This is a genomic window from Roseateles sp. P4_D2 (genome assembly GCF_056401875.1).
In genome coordinates this window covers 51,343-68,498 of the sequence record NZ_JBFUIM010000020.1, presented here as the reverse complement: position 1 = coordinate 68,498, position 17,156 = coordinate 51,343, and the positions used below count along the sequence as shown (strand labels likewise).

Here is a 17,156-nt window from a genome sequence, read left to right as displayed (position 1 = left end):
TTCGTCAGACCTGGGGGAGCGGCCAGCCCGTCGCGGAATTCGGCGGGGGAGGAGAAGCAGATAGGTTCGGCCATGATGGGCGCTTTCTGATTGCTGCAATTTGCCCATGGAAACCTTGCTGCTGCTCGTCCCGATCGCCGCCGAACACAAGGCCCTGCTGCTGGAACGCTTTCGCGTCATCGACGCCCCCGACGCCACCGGCCGGGCCGCGGCAATAGCGGCCCACGCCGCCGAGATCGACCTCGTGCTGACGAATGGCGGCACCGGCTTCTCCGCCGACGAGATCGCCGCGCTGCCCAACCTCAAGCTGCTGGCCGCCCAGGGCGCCGGCTACGAGAATCTCGACGTGGCGGCCGCCAAGGCGCGCGGCGTGCTCGTCTGCAACGGCGCCGGCACCAATGACGACTGCGTGGCCGACCACGCCCTGGCCTTGCTGCTGGCCAGCGTGCGGGCACTGCCCCAGCTGGGCGTGGCGCTGCGCGCCGGCGTCTGGCGGGACGCCCTGCCCCTCTTCCCCAACTTCAAGGGTAGGCGCCTCGGCGTCATCGGCCTGGGCGGCATCGGCCGCAAGATCGCCACGCGTGCCGCCGCTTTCGGCATGGTCATTGGCTACAACAACCGCCGCCCGCGGGAGGATGCTGGCGATGCGGCCTGGTTCGACAGCGTGATGGCCCTGGCTGCCTGGGCCGACGACCTCGTCGTCGCCACGCCCGGCGGGGCGGCCACCCGGCACATCGTCAACGCCGAGGTGCTGGCGGCGCTGGGCGCCGGCGGCCATGTCGTCAACATCTCGCGCGGCAGCTGCGTGGATACCACCGCGCTGGCCGCGGCCCTGCGGGCTGGGCAGATCGCCGGTGCGGCATTGGATGTCTATGAAAGCGAGCCCCGCCCGCCGCAGGAGCTGCTGGGCCTGGACAACGTCATCCTGACGCCCCATGTGGCCGGCTGGTCGCCCCAGTCCATCCGCGCCACGGTGGAGAACTTCATCGCCAACGTCGACGCCTGGCGGCGCGGCGAGGCGCTGCTGACGCCGATCTGATTCAGCGCCGCTCGCGCCGCGCCTCCATGACTTCGCTCTCTTCGCGCGCGGCGTACTGGCGGCGGCTGCCCTCCTGAAGCGCCACCTCTGCCGCCAGTCGGCCCATCTGGGTGCTGGCCATCTCCTGCATCATCAGCACGTCGGCGTCTTCGGGCATGCGCGTCAACTGCGGCTCTTCGCGCTCCGCCCGCGCCGGACGTCGGCGCGCGAACAGCGCATCCAGGGTCAGCAGGCGGCGGGGATCGGGCAGGGAGGCCATCATGGAATCTCCGAAAAATGTCAGGCTTGTGGAACAGACGTTATTGCGACGCCGATAGCGACACGCCCCCGCATCAACCCTTCCCTAATTCCGCGGTTGGCGGGTGGCGTGCCGGTCCAGCACGCCCCCCGCATCCGCGGGGCCGGGCGCCCCTGATGGCAACCCGGTGCTGATCGGCCCGCACGTCTGACGACAATGGGCGCATGCGCTGCCAGGATCATCCCGAGCTGATTCGCCCCCGCCTGGTGGGGCCGGCTTGAGCCGCTGGTCTTCAGGCCCCAGCCTCGCGCAGGCGCTCGCCGCTGAAACCGCCCCCTCCTGGCCGCGGAGATCGCGCCATGGCCCGGCGCGGGCCCTGCTGATCTCTCTGGTGGCCCATGGGCTGCTGCTGAGCCTGACCTTTGGCGGTGAAGGCCTGGGCCTGCCCGGCCTGAGCTTGCCCTGGCAGGCCCGCCGCGCCGAGGTGCCCGACCTGCGCGTCGTGCTGGTCACCCCGCCGCCAGCGCCTGCCGCTGAGCCATCGCCCCTGCCCGCCGAACCGCTTGCGCCGTCCGAAACCTCGGCTGTGCCGGCGCCACGCGCCCCGGCGGCCGACGAGGCACCGCCACCCGCCCCCGCCCCGGCCGTCATCGCCGTGGAACGGCCCAACGAAACGACCTGGACGGTGCCGCCTCAACCCCCGGCCTCCGCCCCCGTCATCGCGGCCCTCTCGGCTGCCTCCAGCGCCCTGACCACGCTGACGCGCGACGACAGCACACGCGCCGCACTGGACCGCGAGGCCCGCGAGCGCGCCGCCGAAATGGCCCAGCTCGACCGCGCCAGGCGCGACACCCAACAGCAAGCCCAGCAGCAGACGGAAAAACTGGCCGAAGCGGAACGACTGGAGGCTGCGAAACAGGAGGCGACCCGACAGGAGGCCGCTCGCAAGGAGGCTGCACGTCAAGAGGCAGCGGCCCGTGCCGAGGCGGCGCGGCTGGAAGCCGAACGCCAGGAAGCCCAGCGCCAGGCCGCCGCGAAGCAGGAAGCGGCACGGCTGGAGACCGAACGCCGACTCGCGGCGCAACAGGACGCGGCTCGGCAGGAGACAGCTCGCGCCGAGGCCGCTCGTGCGGAAACCGCCCGGCAAGAGGCAGCCCGCCAGGAAACGGCCCGCCAGGAAGCTGCACGCACCGAAGCCGCCCGTCAGGCCGCCGAGTCCGCCAGGCAGGAGGCCGCACGACAGGAAGCCGGGCGCCAGGAGGCGGCTCGCCAGGAAGCCGCCCGCGCCGCGGCCGCCAAGCTGGCCGAGGCCAAGGCCGCCGAGGAGCAGCGCGAAGCCCGGCTGCGCGCCATCGGCCAGCAGCTCAACGAGGAAGCCGCCAAGCGTGATGCCCAACGGGATGCTGCACGCCAGGCCCCCTCCAACCTGCCCTCGTCCTGGAGCAGCGCCCGCCGCGGCCGCCTCTTCGGCCGCACCGATGCCAACGCCGAGATGGTGCTCTACGCCGAGGCCTGGGCGCGCAAGATCCAGTTCAACCAGACCTTCGACCTCGTCCGCGACGCGATCAAGCAACCCTACACCGACCCGCTCGTGACGGTTGCCATTCGCGCCGACGGCACGGTGGAGTCGGTCAGCTTCTACCGCTCCAGCGGCGTGCCGGCGCTGGACGAGGCCATCCGCCGCGTCATTGAGAGCCAGGCCAACTACCCGGCCTTCACGCCGGCGCTGGCGCGCGAGTACGACGTCATCGAGATCCGCCGTACCTGGCATTTCGATTCGGCGATCCGGCTGTACTGATCGCCCGCCAGGAGTAGCCGTCTGCCGGCGTCACTCAGCGCCAGAGCGCCGGTTGCGGCGACCAGCCCTCGGCTGATGACGCTTCCACCAGCGCCGCCGCGCAGGCGCCCAGGTCCAGCCCCAGCGCGTCACGCGCCGCGCTGCCACCTGCGTCGGTCGCGTGAGCGGCCGCGCGCACGAAAGCAGCAAAGCCGTCCCAGTCCCGCGACATCTGCTCCACCAGGATGCGCGCCAGCTCATAGGACAGCAGCGTGTCGTCGTCGGCGCGCAGGAAGGATTCGCCCGACCACAGCCGCTGCACCTTGGCCGCATTCCAGTGGTCGCGCAGTAGGACGTGCAATTGCGGCGCCGTGTGCAGCGAGGGCTGCGCACCGGCCACACGGCGTTCGCTGTTGACGGCGATGCCCTCGTCCAGCCAGCGCGGCAGCCTCAGGTGAGCCAACGCGCTGTGCGTCAGCTCGTGCGCAATGACGGGCTCGACAGCGCCGAGGTGGGCACGCACCACGACGAAGTGTGGACAGCCGGCATCTATGAACATGCCCCCTGAAACGGCAAACTCGCCGTCCGGGTAGTAGAGCGAAACATAGCGGTAGTAGTCGTCCTCGCTGTTGAGCACCAGAACAAGGCTGCGCTGGCCCGCAGGGAAGCTCGCAAGCGGCCCCAGCAGCCGCTCGATGCGTCTGCGGGCCGTATGTACGTAGGCGGCGGTCGCGCGCTCCTCGCGCTCGTTCAGCGGCGACAGCACCATGGCCTCCTCCGTCTCCAGCAGGCCCATCTGCGGCCCCAGCGCCTCGCCCAGGTGCAGCAGCCAGGCCCGGCGCCCGGCCTCAAGCGCAGCGATGCGCTGCTCGTCACTTGCATGGCTGGTCTCGTCGCCCGCTGCCCAGCGGTTCAGGGCGCGCCAGTCCAGCACCGGCAGTTCGTGGCCCCATTGCAAATGGTCCATGACTGAAAAACTCGCACCCCCCGCCGCGTGAGCCAAATCCTCGGGCGCCGGACCCTGCCCGTTGCTGCGATCGCGATAGCCCGCGTCCGCGACGACCTTGTCCACGACACGACGCCATGGTGTGGACAGGAAGGCGATGAAGGCGCCTCCCAACGGGAACAGCCAGATCGCCACCAGCAGCATGCCCACCGGCAGGTGTATCCGCCGCCCCGTCGCGATGACGCGGCGCGACACCAGCACATTCACAACCAGCAAGACTGCTAGAAAAACGACAAATTCAGTCATGAAGCGGTAGCCAGAGATTGTTGGGCTCGAACTGCAAGTGCGCGATCTTCGCCGCGGCCTCGGCACGGCGATTTGGTCGTATTACCAGGGTTCCGCCGTCCCTCTTGCTGCACCGCACACAGAGGGAATGTCCCCGATTCGCCCCGCAGGCAGGGTGCTAGCGTGAAGTGTTGTTCGTGGTTCCGGCCTGCCCACGCGGCGACCGGGCGCTCTGTTGGTTCCCGTCGCAAACACCAAGCTAGGAGACACAGATGAGGACTTCCCTTCGCGCCGCTATCCAATGCACGCTACGCCGCGCCGCCTGCCGCCTGGGCGTACCGCTGCTGGCGGTCATATGCGCCACACCCGCCGCCGCCAGCACGCTGACGCAGAACGTGTCCTGGACCATCAACCGCACAGGCACGACCGCCAAATACCGCGTCGTCGCCTATGGCGATTCCATCTATGCCGGCTACAACGGCTCGGTGCTGAATGCCGCCAAATACGCGGCGCCCACGGTGGACGCGGAATACCTTGCGGCGAAGTGGAACGCCAGCATCGAGAGCGTGCGCCGCGCCAAGTCCGGCGCCGTCGCCTCCGACGTCTACAACAACAAGATCGTGGCCGAGAAGTCGTACATGCAGGCGGCGTCCACCCGCGTCGTCACCTTCGAGATGTGTGGCAACGACGGCCTGCAGGCCCGCTCCGCCTTCAAGAGCCAGACCGGCACCTGCAACTACGCAGGCATGGACGCCGCCGTGAACAGCTGCAAGACCTATGTGGCTGCCGCCATGGACTTCATCAACGCCAATGCCTATGCCGGCGTGAAGCTCAAGCAGATCTCCAACCTGCACTACCCCGGCTACAACGCCGACAACACGCAGAGCAGCTGCAAGGACGCCAGCACCGGCGCCACTGTGAACATGCGCGATCGCTTCCTGCCCAAGATTGCGACGATGAACTACTGGATGTGCGAGTACGCGCGCCAGAAGGGCTTCACTTGCGCCGACAACTTCGCGCAGTACATGGGCGCGGACTACGACAGCAACGGCGACGGCGTGATCGATTCCGACGCGCTGCGCTATGTGGCCGGCGAAAGCGAGGCCAGCTACGTCACGCGCATCACGTCGACGCTGAAATCGACGCTGCGCGACGCCAACGCCAAGTTCGTCTCGGCCAGCAGCAGCTACGACTACATCCAGTCCGACGACACCCACCCGACCTACAGCGGCGGCACTGTGTCCGCCGGCATCTTCGGCGGTACCACCGGATCGGGCGCGGCGCGCTACACGTCATTCACGAACGGCAAGAGCCCCATCTGGAACCAGTACGGGCATGAGCGCATGGGCTGGGCGATTTCGACGTCCAACCCGGCGGCGCCATGAACTGAACGGGGCTGTCATGACGCGACCCAACGACCGCCACAACACCACCTGGGGGCCCTCCCCCTGGGTGCTGGTGGTTGCGATCGCCGTGGTAGTTGGTGGGCTCGCCTGGTGGTGGCCGGCGGCTGAGGCACCCGCATCGCCAGCGGTTGCTGCGGCACCGGCTCAGCCGGCATCAGTGGCTGCCCAGACACCCACCGCCTGGGCCAGTGCCCCGGATACAACGGTCGCCGTGGTCATGACCGGGACGGCCACTGCGCCGGTCGCCCGCATCCCGCGTCTGCGCGACCCCAACGGCGACCAGACGCCCGACCTGGCCGACTACGTCAACGAAGGCGAACGCCCCACCATGGCTGAAGTGATCCAGCGCCTGCATGCGGCCGGCGTGCGCACGGGCCTCGGCGCCTTCAATCCCCCCGGCACGCGCCCGCCCATCATCGGCCTGGCCGTGCCCGAGAACTTCGAGTTGCCGCCCGGCTATGTGCGCCACCACCAGGCCACCGACGACGGCCAGCGCATCGAGCCCATGCTGATGTTCTCGCCGGATGCGCAGACGCTGGTCATCAATGGCCGCAGCGTCGCCGTGCCGGCCGACCGCGTCGTGCCGCCTGAACTGGCGCCGCCGGGGTTGCCGATCCGGCGCATCGTCGTGCCGGCGCCGGTGGACGGCCCGCGTTGACGCTCGCTGCCTTGCCCAGCCGGCTCGCCCGCAGCCGGTGGACCGGCGTCGTCGTGGCCGCGCTGCTCTGCGGCCTGTACGCCCGCGGCGGCCCCTCGTGGGTGCTGGGCTTCGTCGCTTTGGTGCCCTGGCTGCGCACGCTGGATGCCGAAGCCCGTCTGGACCGCACGCTGCTCGGCGCTTGGGCCATGTCGGTTGCGTACACGGCCGCCGTGTTCTTCTGGTTCGGCAGCGCCCTCGGCGCCTACACGCAGATCGGCGCGGGTGCGGGCCTGGCGCTGCTGCTGCTCGCCGCGCCGCTGTTCCAGCCGCAGATCCTCGTCTTCGCCGTTGTGCGCCACCTGGTGCGGCGCCATCACGGCGCGGCCCTCGCTGCCGCGGCCGGCGTGGCCGCCTGGGCCGCCACCGAATGGGCGCTGCCGCATGTGCTGGGCGACACGCTGGGCCACGGCCTCTACCCCGCGCCGCTGCTGCGCCAGGCCGCCGAGCTGGGCGGCGCCACCGGGCTGACCGTCGTGCTGCTGCTGGCCAACGAGGCCGTCGCCGCCGCACTGGCGCGCCGCCGCGAAGGCCTGCGCGCGATGGTTGCGCCGCTGGTGCTTGCTGCCGTCGGCCCACTGCTGCTGGCCGGCTATGGCCTCTTCGCGCTGCAACCTGAGCAAACCTCAGCAGCCAAGCCACTGCGCATGGGCCTGGTGCAGTCCAACATCACCGACTACGAGCGCCTGCGCCGCGACAAGGGTGCTGCCGCCGTCGTGCGTGAGGTCCTTGATACGCACTTCGCCATGAGCTACGACGCCGTCGAGCGCCAGCATGTCGACGCGGTGCTGTGGTCCGAGACCGTCTACCCCACCAGCTTCGGCCAGCCCAAGAGCGCGGCCGGTGCCGAACTGGACGCCGAGATCCAGGCCATCGTCGACGCGGCAGGTGTGCCCTTCGTCTTTGGCACCTATGACCGGGATGCCGACGGGGAATACAACGCGGCCGCGTTTGTGCTGCCCCGCAGCGGCTTGGCTGGCATGTATCGCAAGACCCGGCTCTTCCCTTTCACCGAAGCCCTGCCTGAATGGCTGGACACGCCCGCCGTCCGGGGCTGGCTGCCCGGCGCCGGCAGCTGGCGGCCTGGCAGCGGCGTGCGCGTCTTCCCGCTGCGCCTGGCCGATAGGCGCGAGGTGCCCGTGTTACCGCTGATCTGCCTTGACGACACCGACTCCGGCCTCGCCATCGCCGGCGCACGCCTGGGCGCGCAAGTCATCCTGACCATGTCCAACGACTCGTGGTTCACTGACCACGAGCAGGGCGCCTCCCTGCACCAGGCCGTCGCGGCCTTTCGCAGCATCGAGACCCGCCTGCCGCAGTTTCGCGTCACGACCAATGGCTTCAGCGCCGTCATCGATGCCCGCGGCACCGTCATCGCCGCCACGCGCATGGGCGAACGCACCCTCGTCATCGGCGACCTGCCAGTGCGCGACCCGGCGCCCACGCTGATGGTCCGCTGGGGCGACTGGGTCGGGCGCGCGGCGGCGGTCTTCATTGCCGGACTGGCGATGTGGTCGGTGCTGCGGCGTTGGGTGGGTATCTCTCCCGTCGAGTTGCCAGCCACTCTTGCGAGCCAGTTCGTCGTGCTGCCCCCTGCCGCCCGCGCCGTGGCGGGCCTGCTGCAGCTGATCTCGCGCGGCGGCGCGCTGGCCATGGGTGCAATCTGGCTGTGGGGCGATGGCACGCTGCAGACCAACACCCTCGCGCTGCTGCGCATGTTCACGGCCCTGTGCCTCATCCCCGAGGCAGCGGCCTGGGCCCTGTTGCGCGCCTGCACAGCCCAGGTCACGCTGGCGGAAGGCTTACTGGTGCTGACGCGCGGCTCGCGGCGACTGGAGGTCCCACTGAGCGACATCGCCGCCATCGAGCCTTGGTGCTTGCACCTGCCTGGCTCAGGCGCCTCGCTGCGTCTGAACTCAGGCGAGCGCTGGCTCCACGGCCTCGCCCTGCCCGACCCCTGGGCCCTGGCCCGTGCCCTCGGGCTGCCCATGCATGAACAGCCGCCCTGGCTTGCCTGGTGGGCCTACGCCCGCAGCCGCGCACAACTGCCGCCCAGCCGCCTCGCCCAGCCGGCGTTCAAGTTCCTGCTGCTGCCTTTCCTGCTGGCCGTGCCCGCCTTCCAGCTGCACCAGAAGATCGCCTACGGCAGCGCCTTCGGGGAGTTCTACAGCTACGGGCTGGCGGCCTATCTGACCGCCTTCGGGCTGTGGTGGGCGGCCTGGATTGCCGGCGTGGTGCTGTGCGCGGCTGCGGTGCGGGCGGTGATCGAGTTGGGCGCGTTTGCTGGCTGGCTGGTACTCCCGGGGTGGGCGACAGCGGCGCGCGCGGGGCTGGAACGACTCGGGTTGCTGGCGCTATATCTGGGGTTGCCCGCTTGGTTGTTGCTGCGGACTGTGCCCGGTTGAATCCGCCGCTGATTGCGGTCCTTCAGCGAAGCGCGGGCAAATGCCGGCTATCGGCCTATCAGCGACATTCACTTCTCCGCCTTGATTGCCGAGAAGCTGTCACACGCTGGCAGTCGATTGCGAGGCCTGATAATTTTCACGTGACCCTCGATGCACGCAAGGAACTGGCAGTCTTCCTCACCAGCCGCCGGGCTCGCCTGGGACCGGCCGACGTGGGACTGCCGAGCGGTGCGCGGCGGCGCGCTCGCGGGCTTCGCCGCGAGGAGGTCGCGGCGCTGGCCGGCATCGGCGTCACCTGGTACACGTGGCTTGAACAGGCGCGGCCCATTCGCGTTTCGGCGAGCGCACTCGAACGGGTGGCCGACGCGTTGCGCCTGGGCAGCACCGAACGGGCGCACCTGTTGGCGCTCGCGGGCCACCCTGCGCCGGCTGTCGAGTCAGCCGCCATCGGCCGCGTCGTGGACGACCTTTCAGCGCTGGTCGGATCATTGACCTTGCCGGCCTACCTGAAGACGAAACGTTGGGATCTGCTGGCGTGGAATGAACCGCTGTGTCAGCTCTTCGGCGACTTCAGCAGCCTGCCGGCCGAGGCGCGCAACCAGTTATGGCTCACCTTCACGAGCCCGCTCTACCGCGAGCGGATGGCGGACTGGGAGATCGACGCGCGGGACGTGCTCGCGCGCTTCCGTGTCGACTTCGGCCGCTCGAACGGGGACCCCGGCTTTGCAGCCTTGGTCGCGCGCACCGCGGCGGCAAGCCCCGAGTTCCGCGCCTGGTGGGCTCATCACGACGTGGTGGCCGATCGATCGACCGTTCGAAAGACGCTACGGCACCCCGTGCATGGCGAGGTCCCCTACAACATCACGTCCTTCACGCCCGACGGAGCTCCCGACTTGCGGCTCACCATCTTCAGGCCCGAACCACCCGTGGTGTGACGGCGCGGTCAGTTCCGCAAGCCGGGTAGTGGCGATACCCGTATGGCGAACGCACTTGTTGGGTGACGCAGCGTCGATATCCTCGACGCATGCGAACCGAATCTTTCCCACCCGCCGTCGATCCAGGTGTTGCCGGCAACGCCGATGACCGCACGTCTGTGTGCCTGTCGATCAACGGCCGAGCCTACACGCTCACGGTGCCGGCTTCGACCACGTTGCTGGACCTGTTGCGCGACCACTTGGGGCTGGCGGGTACGAAGAAGGGCTGCAGCATGGGCGCCTGCGGTGCTTGCACCGTGCTCGCCGACGGGCGCCGCATCAACGCCTGCCTGACGTTGGCGGCCATGCAGGACGGACGCGAGATCACGACGATTGAAGGTGTGGCGCGCGACGGCCTGACGCACCCACTGCAGCAGGCTTTCATCGACTGCGACGCACTGCAGTGCGGCTACTGCACGCCGGGGCAGATCGTTTCAGCACTCGGCCTCCTCCAAGAGGACGGCGTGACGGATCGCGGCAGTGTCGAGGCCTCGATGAGCGGCAACCTGTGCCGATGCGGCGCTTACCCGAACATCGTCGACGCAATACTCCAGGTGGTGGGCCAACGATGACCCTGCACCCGTTCTCGTATGTGAGGGCGGTCGACCTGCAATCCGCGCTTGTCGCGGTGCAGGCCGAACCGGGTGCGGCTTTCATTGCCGGCGGCACGGAGTTGATCCCTTTGCACAAGGCCGGCCTCGCCTCGTTGACGCGGGTCGTGGACATCGGTCGGTTGCCGCTAGCCACAGTGGCGATTGACGATGGCACGTTGTCGATCGGCGCGCTGGCACGCTTGAGCGACGTTGCGGCAAACGCGGACGTGCGCCGCGAAGCGCCGGCCGTCGCGCAGGCGCTGCTCGCAAGCGCTTCACCGCAAGTGCGGCACATGGCCACTGTCGGAGGCAACCTGCTGCAACGAACCCGCTGCAGCTACTTCCGCAACGGCTTGGCCCTCTGCAACAAGCGGCAGCCGGCCAGCGGCTGCGGCGCCATCGACGGTGAAAACCGCCTGCATGCGGTATTCGGCGCGAGTGCACACTGCGTCGCGACGCATGCGTCGGACCTGGCAGTCGCGCTCATTGCGGCCGACGCCCAGTTGCGTCTGATCGGGCCGCGCGGCGAGCGGCGCCTTGCGCTGCAGCGCTTGTATCGCCTGCCGGGCGACCGGCCCGAATGCGAGACCAACCTTGAGCCCGGCGAACTGATCACCCACGTCGAGTTGCGGCTTGCGCCTTGCATGCGGCAATCGAGCTATCTGAAGCTGCGCGACCGTGAGTCGTTCGAGTTCGCCGTCGTTTCGGTTGCTGCCGGCCTGTCAATCGCCGATGGCATCGTGCGCGCAGCGTGCATCGCGGCCGGGGGCGTCGGCACGGTGCCGTGGCGGCTGCCCGCTTGCGAAGAGGCGCTGCTCGGCGCTCGCTGCGACGACGAGAGTCTGCAACGTGCTGCCGAGTTGGCCTCGGTCGGGGCGGCGCCGCTGCGTCACAACGCATTCAAGGTAGATCTGCTGCCCCGTGCGGTACTGCGCGCGCTACTGCAGACGAGGGACCGGTCATGACCGTACCTGAGCGTCCAAACGGTCGTGCCACGCCGCGGCTTGAAGCCGAACTGAAAGTGACCGGCGCAGCCCGCTACGCTGCCGAACAAACAGTCCAGGGACTGCTTCACGCGGCGCTCGTGCAGGCAGATGTGCCCAGCGGCGTGGTGCGCAACGTCGATGCCACTGCCGCGCTGGCAATGCCGGGGGTGGTCGCGTTGCTCTGGCACGCAAACGCGCCGAGGGTCCGCAATGGCGGTTTTCTTGCGCTGCTGCAGGACGCGACCGTTCATTTCGCCGGGCAGCCCGTTGCGCTGGTGATCGCTGAGTCGCCGCAGCAGGCGCTGCGCGCCGCTGCGGCCGTGAAAGTCGATATCGAACCGGCACCGGCCATCACCGCGATGAACGCCGCGCTCGGCGAAGTGGTTTCACCCAAAGAGGCGGCCGGCGGTGTGGCTGTGGACAGCCGCCGCGGCGAGCCCGAACGCGAGTTGACGCAAGCTGCGCACGTCCTCGCGCAGCGCTACACCACGCCGACGCACAACCACCTTCCGCTCGAACCGCACGCCGTCGTCACCCATTGGGAGCAGGGCCGCCTCACGGTGCACACCTCCACCCAGGCGGTGTTCGGCTCGCGACGCATTCTTGCGCATTGTTTTGATTTGCCGCCGGAGCGGGTGCGCGTCGTCGCCCAGTACGTCGGGGGTGGCTTCGGATCCAAGGGTCGCGCGTGGTTTCCGGCGCTGGTGTTGGGAGTCATGGCGGCGCGGCACGTGCAGCGACCCGTCCGGTTGGAGCTGACGCGCGCACAAATGTTCTGTGCAGTTGGCAGGCGGCAGGAGACGGTGCAGGACCTGAAGATCGGCATGGATGCCGATGGCCGTCTGCGTGCCATCGTGCACGACGCGCTTGCGCAGACGTCGACATTCGCAGAACACCTCGATCCAGTCGCGACCCCGAGTCGGGTGTTGTACGGCTGCGCCCATGTGGCGACCACGCAGCGCCTGGTGCGCGTGAATGCACCGCAGCCGAACCCGATGCGCGCCCCGGGAGAAGGCCCTGGAAGCTTTGCGCTCGAATCGGCGCTCGACGAGTTGGCCCACCGACTCGACATCGATCCGCTCGAACTGCGTTTGCGCAACCTCGCCGAGCGCGACATGCACACCGACCTGCCCTGGTCCAGCAACGGCCTGGAGACATGTCTGCGCGTCGCAGCCGATGCCTTCGGGTGGTCGCGTCGCCCGCGCAAGCCGCAGCAGTGGCAGCAAAATCATTCGTGGGTCGGCTGGGGCATGGCGTCCGCGCTGTACCCGGTGTTTCGCATGGCGTGCGAAGCCAGCGTCGGCTTGAGCAGCGAAGGCGTGGTGTGTGTGCGGTGCGGCACGCAGGATATCGGCACCGGCACGTTGACGGTGCTCGCGCAAATTGCCGCGGAAGCGGTGGGCGTACCGCTCGCTGCCGTGCAAGTCGAACTCGGTGACACCGATCTGCCCGAAGGCCCGTACTCCGGTGGCTCCATCGCGACAGCCAGCTTCACCCCGGCGGTGGAAGAGGCGGCCCGTGGGCTGAAGAAGCGCATCCTCGCGAACGTGGTGGCCGATCCCGATTCGCCCTTGTACGGCCTTGCGAGCGATCAGGTCACGCTCGTGGAAGGGCTGCTGCACAGCCGCATCGACACTCGCCGGCAAACACTCGCCGCGTGGGCGGCCACCCCCGCCGCGCAAGGACTGCAGGTCCATGCCCGGACCGCGCCTGCCGAGCGGCCGGCCTACAGCGCCTATGGCTTCGGCGCGGTTTTCGCCGAAGTTCACGTCGATGCGACCCTGGGCACCGTACGTGTCACCCGGATCACAGCGGCGTACGCGGCGGGCCGGATATTGAACCCGATGCTTGCGCGCAGCCAGTACGTCGGCGGGCTCGTCGGCGGGATCGGGATGGCGCTGCACGAGGCCACGCTGATGGACCAGGCGTCGGGTCGCGTCGTCAACACCAGCTTGAGCGACTACCTCGTGCCCGTCCACGCCGATATGCCGCGCTTCGACATTCACATCGTCGAAGAAGACGACCCTCACCTCGCCGGCGGCATCAAGGGCATTGGCATGCTGGGGACGGTGGGCACCGCCGCAGCGATTGCGAACGCGGTGTTCCATGCGACCGGCCGCCGCCTGCGCGATCTCCCGATTCGCCTCGAACACCTGCTCTAGCGCTTGGAGAACAAGTCATCAGCCAGACGACAACAGGTTTTCATCGCCGCTTGACTCCATACCGGTTGGTATGTAGATTACATACCAACCGGTATGCAGGAGGGCGTGCGATGGCAACGACTTCGAGAGAGCGTTTGTTGGATGCGGCGGTGAATCTGATCCGCATCAAGGGCTACGCGGCGATGCGCGTGGAAGACGTCTGCGAAGCCACGGGCCTCACGAAGGGCAGCTTCTTCCACCACTTCGCGAGCAAGGAAGACCTCGCCATGGCGGCGGCCGAGCGCTTCTCGGCCAAGGCCGACCTGATGTTCTCGCGTGCGGCCTTCCGAGACGAACCCGACCCGCTGGCGCGGCTGCTGGCCTATGTGGACTTCCGCCGTGGCGCGATGCAAGGCGACCTGGCCGCGTTCACCTGCCTGCTTGGCATGCTGGCGCAGGAAACGTACTCGACGCATCCGCATCTGAGCGAAGCCAGCGGCCAGCACATCCAGGAGCACGCAGCGACTCTGGAGCCGGACATCGAAGCGGCAAAGGCATCTCACGCACCGCACGCCGAGTGGAGCGCACACAGCCTGGCGATGTTCACCCAGGCCGTCGTGCAAGGCGCCTTCGTGCTGGCCAAGTCGCAGCATGACCCGGCGGTTGCAGCCGATTGTCTGGACCATCTGCGCCGCTACCTCGAACTGACCTTCAACAAGCCGCAGGCGCCCCCCAAGGCCGCACCGGCGCAGCGCGGCTCACGCGTTGGCGCCCGGCGCAAGACCTAGCGCTTCCCCACTTCCGCGCATTGCCTGTCTGGCGGCCTCCGTGAGCCGCCGGGGTCGGCTCGCGCCTTCGACGACCCAAAGGAGAGCTTCATGTTCGAAAGACGCCGCTTTCTCACCGCCTTGGCCGCCGCCGCACTGCCGGCAAGGGCTTTTTCCGCCGTCACTCCGGCGGCCCCCACCACCCTCGCATCAGGAGCAACGACCATGACATCGCAGAGCCCCAAGACCGCCTACGCCTCGATCCACGGCCAGAAGATGTACTACGAGGTGCACGGCAACGGCAAGCCGCTGGTGCTGCTGCATGGCGGTGTTGCCGCCAGCGAGGCCTTCGGCGCCAATCTGCCTCTTCTGGCCGCCTCGCATCAGGTCATCGCCGTGCACATGCAAGGCCACGGACACACCCGCGACGTTGACCGGCCGCTGCGCTTCGAGACGCTTGCCGATGATGTTGCGGCCCTGATCGAGCACCTCGGCCTGAAGAAGGCTGCGGTGATGGGCTATTCGCTCGGCGGGGGCGTGGCACTGCAGCTCGCGATTCGCCACCCCTCCCTGGTCGACCGCCTGGTCGTCGTTTCCCAAGCCATGAAGCGCTCGGCCTGGTTCCCCGAAGTGCTCGCCGCCTTCGACCAGATGGCCACCAATGCGCCCATGATCGGCGGCCATCTCAAGCAGTCGCCGATGGGCAAGCTCTACCCGGAGGTCGACTGGGAACAGCTGATGCGCCGCATCGCCGAGATGGAAAGTCACGACTACGACTGGTCGGCCGCGGTCGCCGGCATCAAGGCACCGACGATGCTCATCTTTGCCGACGCAGACGCCATGCGGCCGGAGCACATCGTCGAGTTCTACAAGCTGCTCGGCGGTGGGCAGCGCGATGCCGGACTGGATGGCTCGCAGCGCGCGCCTGCCCAACTGGCCATCGTGCCTGGGGCCAGCCACTACAACATCCTTGCGACCGATGCAGTCGGGAGGCTCTCAGCTTCGTTCCTGACGTCGTGATGGCGGGCCGGACCGTTGGAGTTGCCTGCAGACATGGAGACACTTCAGCGTCAAGGCGCTGGGAAATTCTGAGCTATGTTCCGGCGGCGGTCGCTGACGAGTTGTCGAACTCGTCTCGACGGCGAGCTGAAGAACGGTTTCGATGCAAAGGTCCAGCCCCGCAGAAATCCGGCAGGATGCGGCCGGTGCGAAGCAGCAGCCAGGATTGCTTTCGACAGAGCCGGCCTATCCTTTATCTTGGAGCACACGAGCGATGACCGAGCATGCGGTGGTGATCGCCGGCGCGGGCCCGACAGGGCTGATGTTGGCGGGCGAATTGGCACTGGCAGGGGTGGACGTCGCCGTCGTCGAACGCCGGCCCAATCAAGAACTCTCCGGCGCGCGTGCCCAAGGGCTCTCCTCGCGCACCATTGAAGTGCTCGACCAGCGCGGCATCGCAGATCGATTCCTCTCGGCGGGGCAAATCGCGCAGGTCACGGGCTTCGCCGTCACCCGTTTGGACATCAGCGACTTCCCGACCCGCCACAACTATGGGCTTGCGCTGCGGCAGAAGCACATCGAGCGCATCCTCGCCGACTGGGTCACCGAGCTCAAGGTGCCCATCCTCTACGGCCGAGAACTTACGGGCTTCGTGCAGCACGACGCGGCTGTCGACGTCGCCCTCGCAGACGGTCGGTCACTGAGGGCGCAATATCTCATCGGGTGCGACGGTGGGCGCAGCCTCGTACGCAAGATGGCGGGCATCGACTTCGCGGGCTGGGATGCGACGACAAGCAACGTCCTCGCGGAAGTGGAGATGACGGAGAAGCCGCCGTACGGCGTGCATCGGTCGCTCGCGGGCACGCACGCCTTCAGCCGGTCGGAATACGAGATCAAAGGCGGAGAAATCAAATACAAGGACGTCGGCCCCATCGGCGTCATGGTGACCGAACCGAACACGAATGCAGCCACCGAACCGACGCTGCGCGATCTCAAGGAACTGCTCATCGCCGCGTGCGGCACCGACTACGGCGTCCACAGCCCAACCTGGATCTCCAGGTTCACGGACATGACGCGGCAGGCTACGGCGTATCGCAGGGGACGCGTGTTGCTCGCCGGCGATGCCGCGCACATTCACTCGCCGATCGGCGGGCTGGGGCTCAATACGGGCCTGCAGGATGCGGTGAACCTCGGGTGGAAGCTGGCACAGGTGATCAAGGGCACGTCACCGGACACGCTGCTCGACACGTATCACGCCGAGCGCCACCCGGTTGGCGCTCGCGTGCTCAAGACCACGATGGCGCAAGTTGCGCTGCACCGCGAGGACGATCGCACGCTGGCCGTGCGCGACATCGTGGGCGAGCTCCTCAAGATGGAGGAGCCGCGCAAGCGAGTCGCTGCGGAGATGTCCGGCCTGGGCATCCACTATGACCTTGGCAAGGGCCACCCCCTGCTCGGACGCCGCATGCCCGATCTCGACTTGGTCTCCGCGATCGGCCCGCTGCGCGTCTTTTCCCTGCTGCATGGTGCCCGACCGGTGCTGCTCAACGTCGGTGAGCCCGGGAGCTTTGACATCGCTGCCTGGGCAGATCGGGTTCGGCTGGTCGACGCAAAGTACATAGGTACGTGGGAGCTTCCGGCAGTCGGGGTGGTCACTGCGCCCGACGCGGTGTTGATTCGGCCCGACGGCCATGTTGCTTGGGTCGGAAACACACCTCGGGTCGGGCTCGTCGACGCACTGACCACCTGGTTCGGGCCGCCCGCGGCGGCGTAGCGCATCCGGCTCGATGGTGCGGCGCGACAGGGCAATCGTTGCCTTCTGTCTCGCTTGCCGTCAGCTAGCGTGCGGGACTCAGTGGCGCCCGGAGAAGGCCCTGAATCAGGGGCTTCGAATAGAACTCTC

The 17,156-nt window shown here is 68.3% G+C and carries 14 protein-coding genes; 12 read left to right on the top strand and 2 right to left on the bottom strand.

Going from position 1 to position 17,156, the window contains the following annotated elements; genetic code table 11:
- The first annotated feature begins 106 nt into the window (after positions 1-106).
- On the top strand, positions 107-1,039 hold the full coding sequence (locus AC1DW0_RS27755; RefSeq protein ID WP_457389655.1) for an NAD(P)-dependent oxidoreductase: 933 nt from the start codon (positions 107-109) through the stop codon (positions 1,037-1,039).
- A 1-nt stretch (position 1,040) separates the two neighbouring features.
- Here the strand turns inward: AC1DW0_RS27755 and AC1DW0_RS27750 are convergent, their stop codons facing one another.
- Complete coding sequence (locus AC1DW0_RS27750; RefSeq protein WP_157281053.1) at positions 1,041-1,301, bottom strand: hypothetical protein; 261 nt, start codon at positions 1,299-1,301, stop codon at positions 1,041-1,043.
- Positions 1,302-1,554: 253 nt separating this feature from the next.
- Here AC1DW0_RS27750 and AC1DW0_RS27745 point away from each other — a divergent pair, with 253 nt between their 5' ends.
- Complete coding sequence (locus AC1DW0_RS27745) at positions 1,555-3,075, top strand: TonB C-terminal domain-containing protein (RefSeq protein ID WP_477949247.1); 1,521 nt, start codon at positions 1,555-1,557, stop codon at positions 3,073-3,075.
- A 34-nt stretch (positions 3,076-3,109) separates the two neighbouring features.
- On the opposite strand, the gene AC1DW0_RS27740 is transcribed toward AC1DW0_RS27745, so the two are convergent.
- Positions 3,110-4,306: a hypothetical protein gene (locus AC1DW0_RS27740; RefSeq protein WP_477949245.1), complete on the bottom strand. Its 1,197-nt coding sequence runs from the start codon at positions 4,304-4,306 to the stop codon at positions 3,110-3,112.
- A gap of 251 nt (positions 4,307-4,557) precedes the next feature.
- Here AC1DW0_RS27740 and AC1DW0_RS27735 point away from each other — a divergent pair, with 251 nt between their 5' ends.
- From AC1DW0_RS27735 to AC1DW0_RS27690, 10 genes are all read left to right on the top strand, one after another.
- Entirely contained in the window at positions 4,558-5,670 is a 1,113-nt protein-coding gene (locus tag AC1DW0_RS27735) for an SGNH/GDSL hydrolase family protein (RefSeq protein ID WP_477949243.1), read from the top strand.
- Positions 5,671-5,686: 16 nt separating this feature from the next.
- On the top strand, positions 5,687-6,349 hold the full coding sequence (locus AC1DW0_RS27730; RefSeq protein ID WP_200955206.1) for a hypothetical protein: 663 nt from the start codon (positions 5,687-5,689) through the stop codon (positions 6,347-6,349).
- A gap of 11 nt (positions 6,350-6,360) precedes the next feature.
- Positions 6,361-8,793: an apolipoprotein N-acyltransferase gene (gene lnt / locus AC1DW0_RS27725; protein WP_477949241.1), complete on the top strand. Its 2,433-nt coding sequence runs from the start codon at positions 6,361-6,363 to the stop codon at positions 8,791-8,793.
- A gap of 140 nt (positions 8,794-8,933) precedes the next feature.
- Positions 8,934-9,728, top strand: a complete 795-nt coding sequence (locus tag AC1DW0_RS27720; protein ID WP_457389661.1) for a helix-turn-helix transcriptional regulator — start codon at positions 8,934-8,936, stop codon at positions 9,726-9,728.
- An 89-nt stretch (positions 9,729-9,817) separates the two neighbouring features.
- Positions 9,818-10,339: a (2Fe-2S)-binding protein gene (locus AC1DW0_RS27715; RefSeq protein WP_457321982.1), complete on the top strand. Its 522-nt coding sequence runs from the start codon at positions 9,818-9,820 to the stop codon at positions 10,337-10,339.
- Positions 10,336-11,325, top strand: coding sequence for an FAD binding domain-containing protein (locus AC1DW0_RS27710; protein WP_457321984.1), 990 nt, complete (start codon positions 10,336-10,338; stop codon positions 11,323-11,325). The genes AC1DW0_RS27715 and AC1DW0_RS27710 overlap by 4 nt, the downstream gene beginning before the upstream one ends.
- Positions 11,322-13,508 (top strand): xanthine dehydrogenase family protein molybdopterin-binding subunit, encoded by a 2,187-nt coding sequence (locus tag AC1DW0_RS27705; protein ID WP_477949239.1) that lies wholly within the window; start codon positions 11,322-11,324, stop codon positions 13,506-13,508. The genes AC1DW0_RS27710 and AC1DW0_RS27705 overlap by 4 nt, the downstream gene beginning before the upstream one ends.
- Positions 13,509-13,618: 110 nt before the next feature.
- Positions 13,619-14,275, top strand: coding sequence for a TetR/AcrR family transcriptional regulator (locus AC1DW0_RS27700; protein WP_082532361.1), 657 nt, complete (start codon positions 13,619-13,621; stop codon positions 14,273-14,275).
- 204 nt (positions 14,276-14,479) lie between these two features.
- On the top strand, positions 14,480-15,274 hold the full coding sequence (locus AC1DW0_RS27695; protein WP_056191898.1) for an alpha/beta fold hydrolase: 795 nt from the start codon (positions 14,480-14,482) through the stop codon (positions 15,272-15,274).
- Between the two features lie 253 nt (positions 15,275-15,527).
- The gene (locus tag AC1DW0_RS27690; protein ID WP_477949237.1) at positions 15,528-17,027 is read left to right on the top strand and encodes an FAD-dependent monooxygenase; all 1,500 of its coding nucleotides are present in this window, start codon (positions 15,528-15,530) and stop codon (positions 17,025-17,027) included.
- Positions 17,028-17,156 lie beyond the last annotated feature (129 nt).

Coding starts and splice junctions, on each gene's coding strand:
- AC1DW0_RS27710 (WP_457321984.1), top strand. CDS start 10,336: ATGACCCTGCACCCGTTCTCGTATGTGAGGGCGGTCGACCTGCAATCC.
- AC1DW0_RS27755 (WP_457389655.1), top strand. CDS start 107: ATGGAAACCTTGCTGCTGCTCGTCCCGATCGCCGCCGAACACAAGGCC.
- AC1DW0_RS27700 (WP_082532361.1), top strand. CDS start 13,619: ATGGCAACGACTTCGAGAGAGCGTTTGTTGGATGCGGCGGTGAATCTG.
- AC1DW0_RS27695 (WP_056191898.1), top strand. CDS start 14,480: ATGACATCGCAGAGCCCCAAGACCGCCTACGCCTCGATCCACGGCCAG.
- AC1DW0_RS27735 (WP_477949243.1), top strand. CDS start 4,558: ATGAGGACTTCCCTTCGCGCCGCTATCCAATGCACGCTACGCCGCGCC.
- AC1DW0_RS27750 (WP_157281053.1), bottom strand. CDS start 1,301: ATGATGGCCTCCCTGCCCGATCCCCGCCGCCTGCTGACCCTGGATGCG.
- AC1DW0_RS27740 (WP_477949245.1), bottom strand. CDS start 4,306: ATGACTGAATTTGTCGTTTTTCTAGCAGTCTTGCTGGTTGTGAATGTG.
- AC1DW0_RS27690 (WP_477949237.1), top strand. CDS start 15,528: ATGACCGAGCATGCGGTGGTGATCGCCGGCGCGGGCCCGACAGGGCTG.
- AC1DW0_RS27730 (WP_200955206.1), top strand. CDS start 5,687: ATGACGCGACCCAACGACCGCCACAACACCACCTGGGGGCCCTCCCCC.
- AC1DW0_RS27715 (WP_457321982.1), top strand. CDS start 9,818: ATGCGAACCGAATCTTTCCCACCCGCCGTCGATCCAGGTGTTGCCGGC.
- AC1DW0_RS27705 (WP_477949239.1), top strand. CDS start 11,322: ATGACCGTACCTGAGCGTCCAAACGGTCGTGCCACGCCGCGGCTTGAA.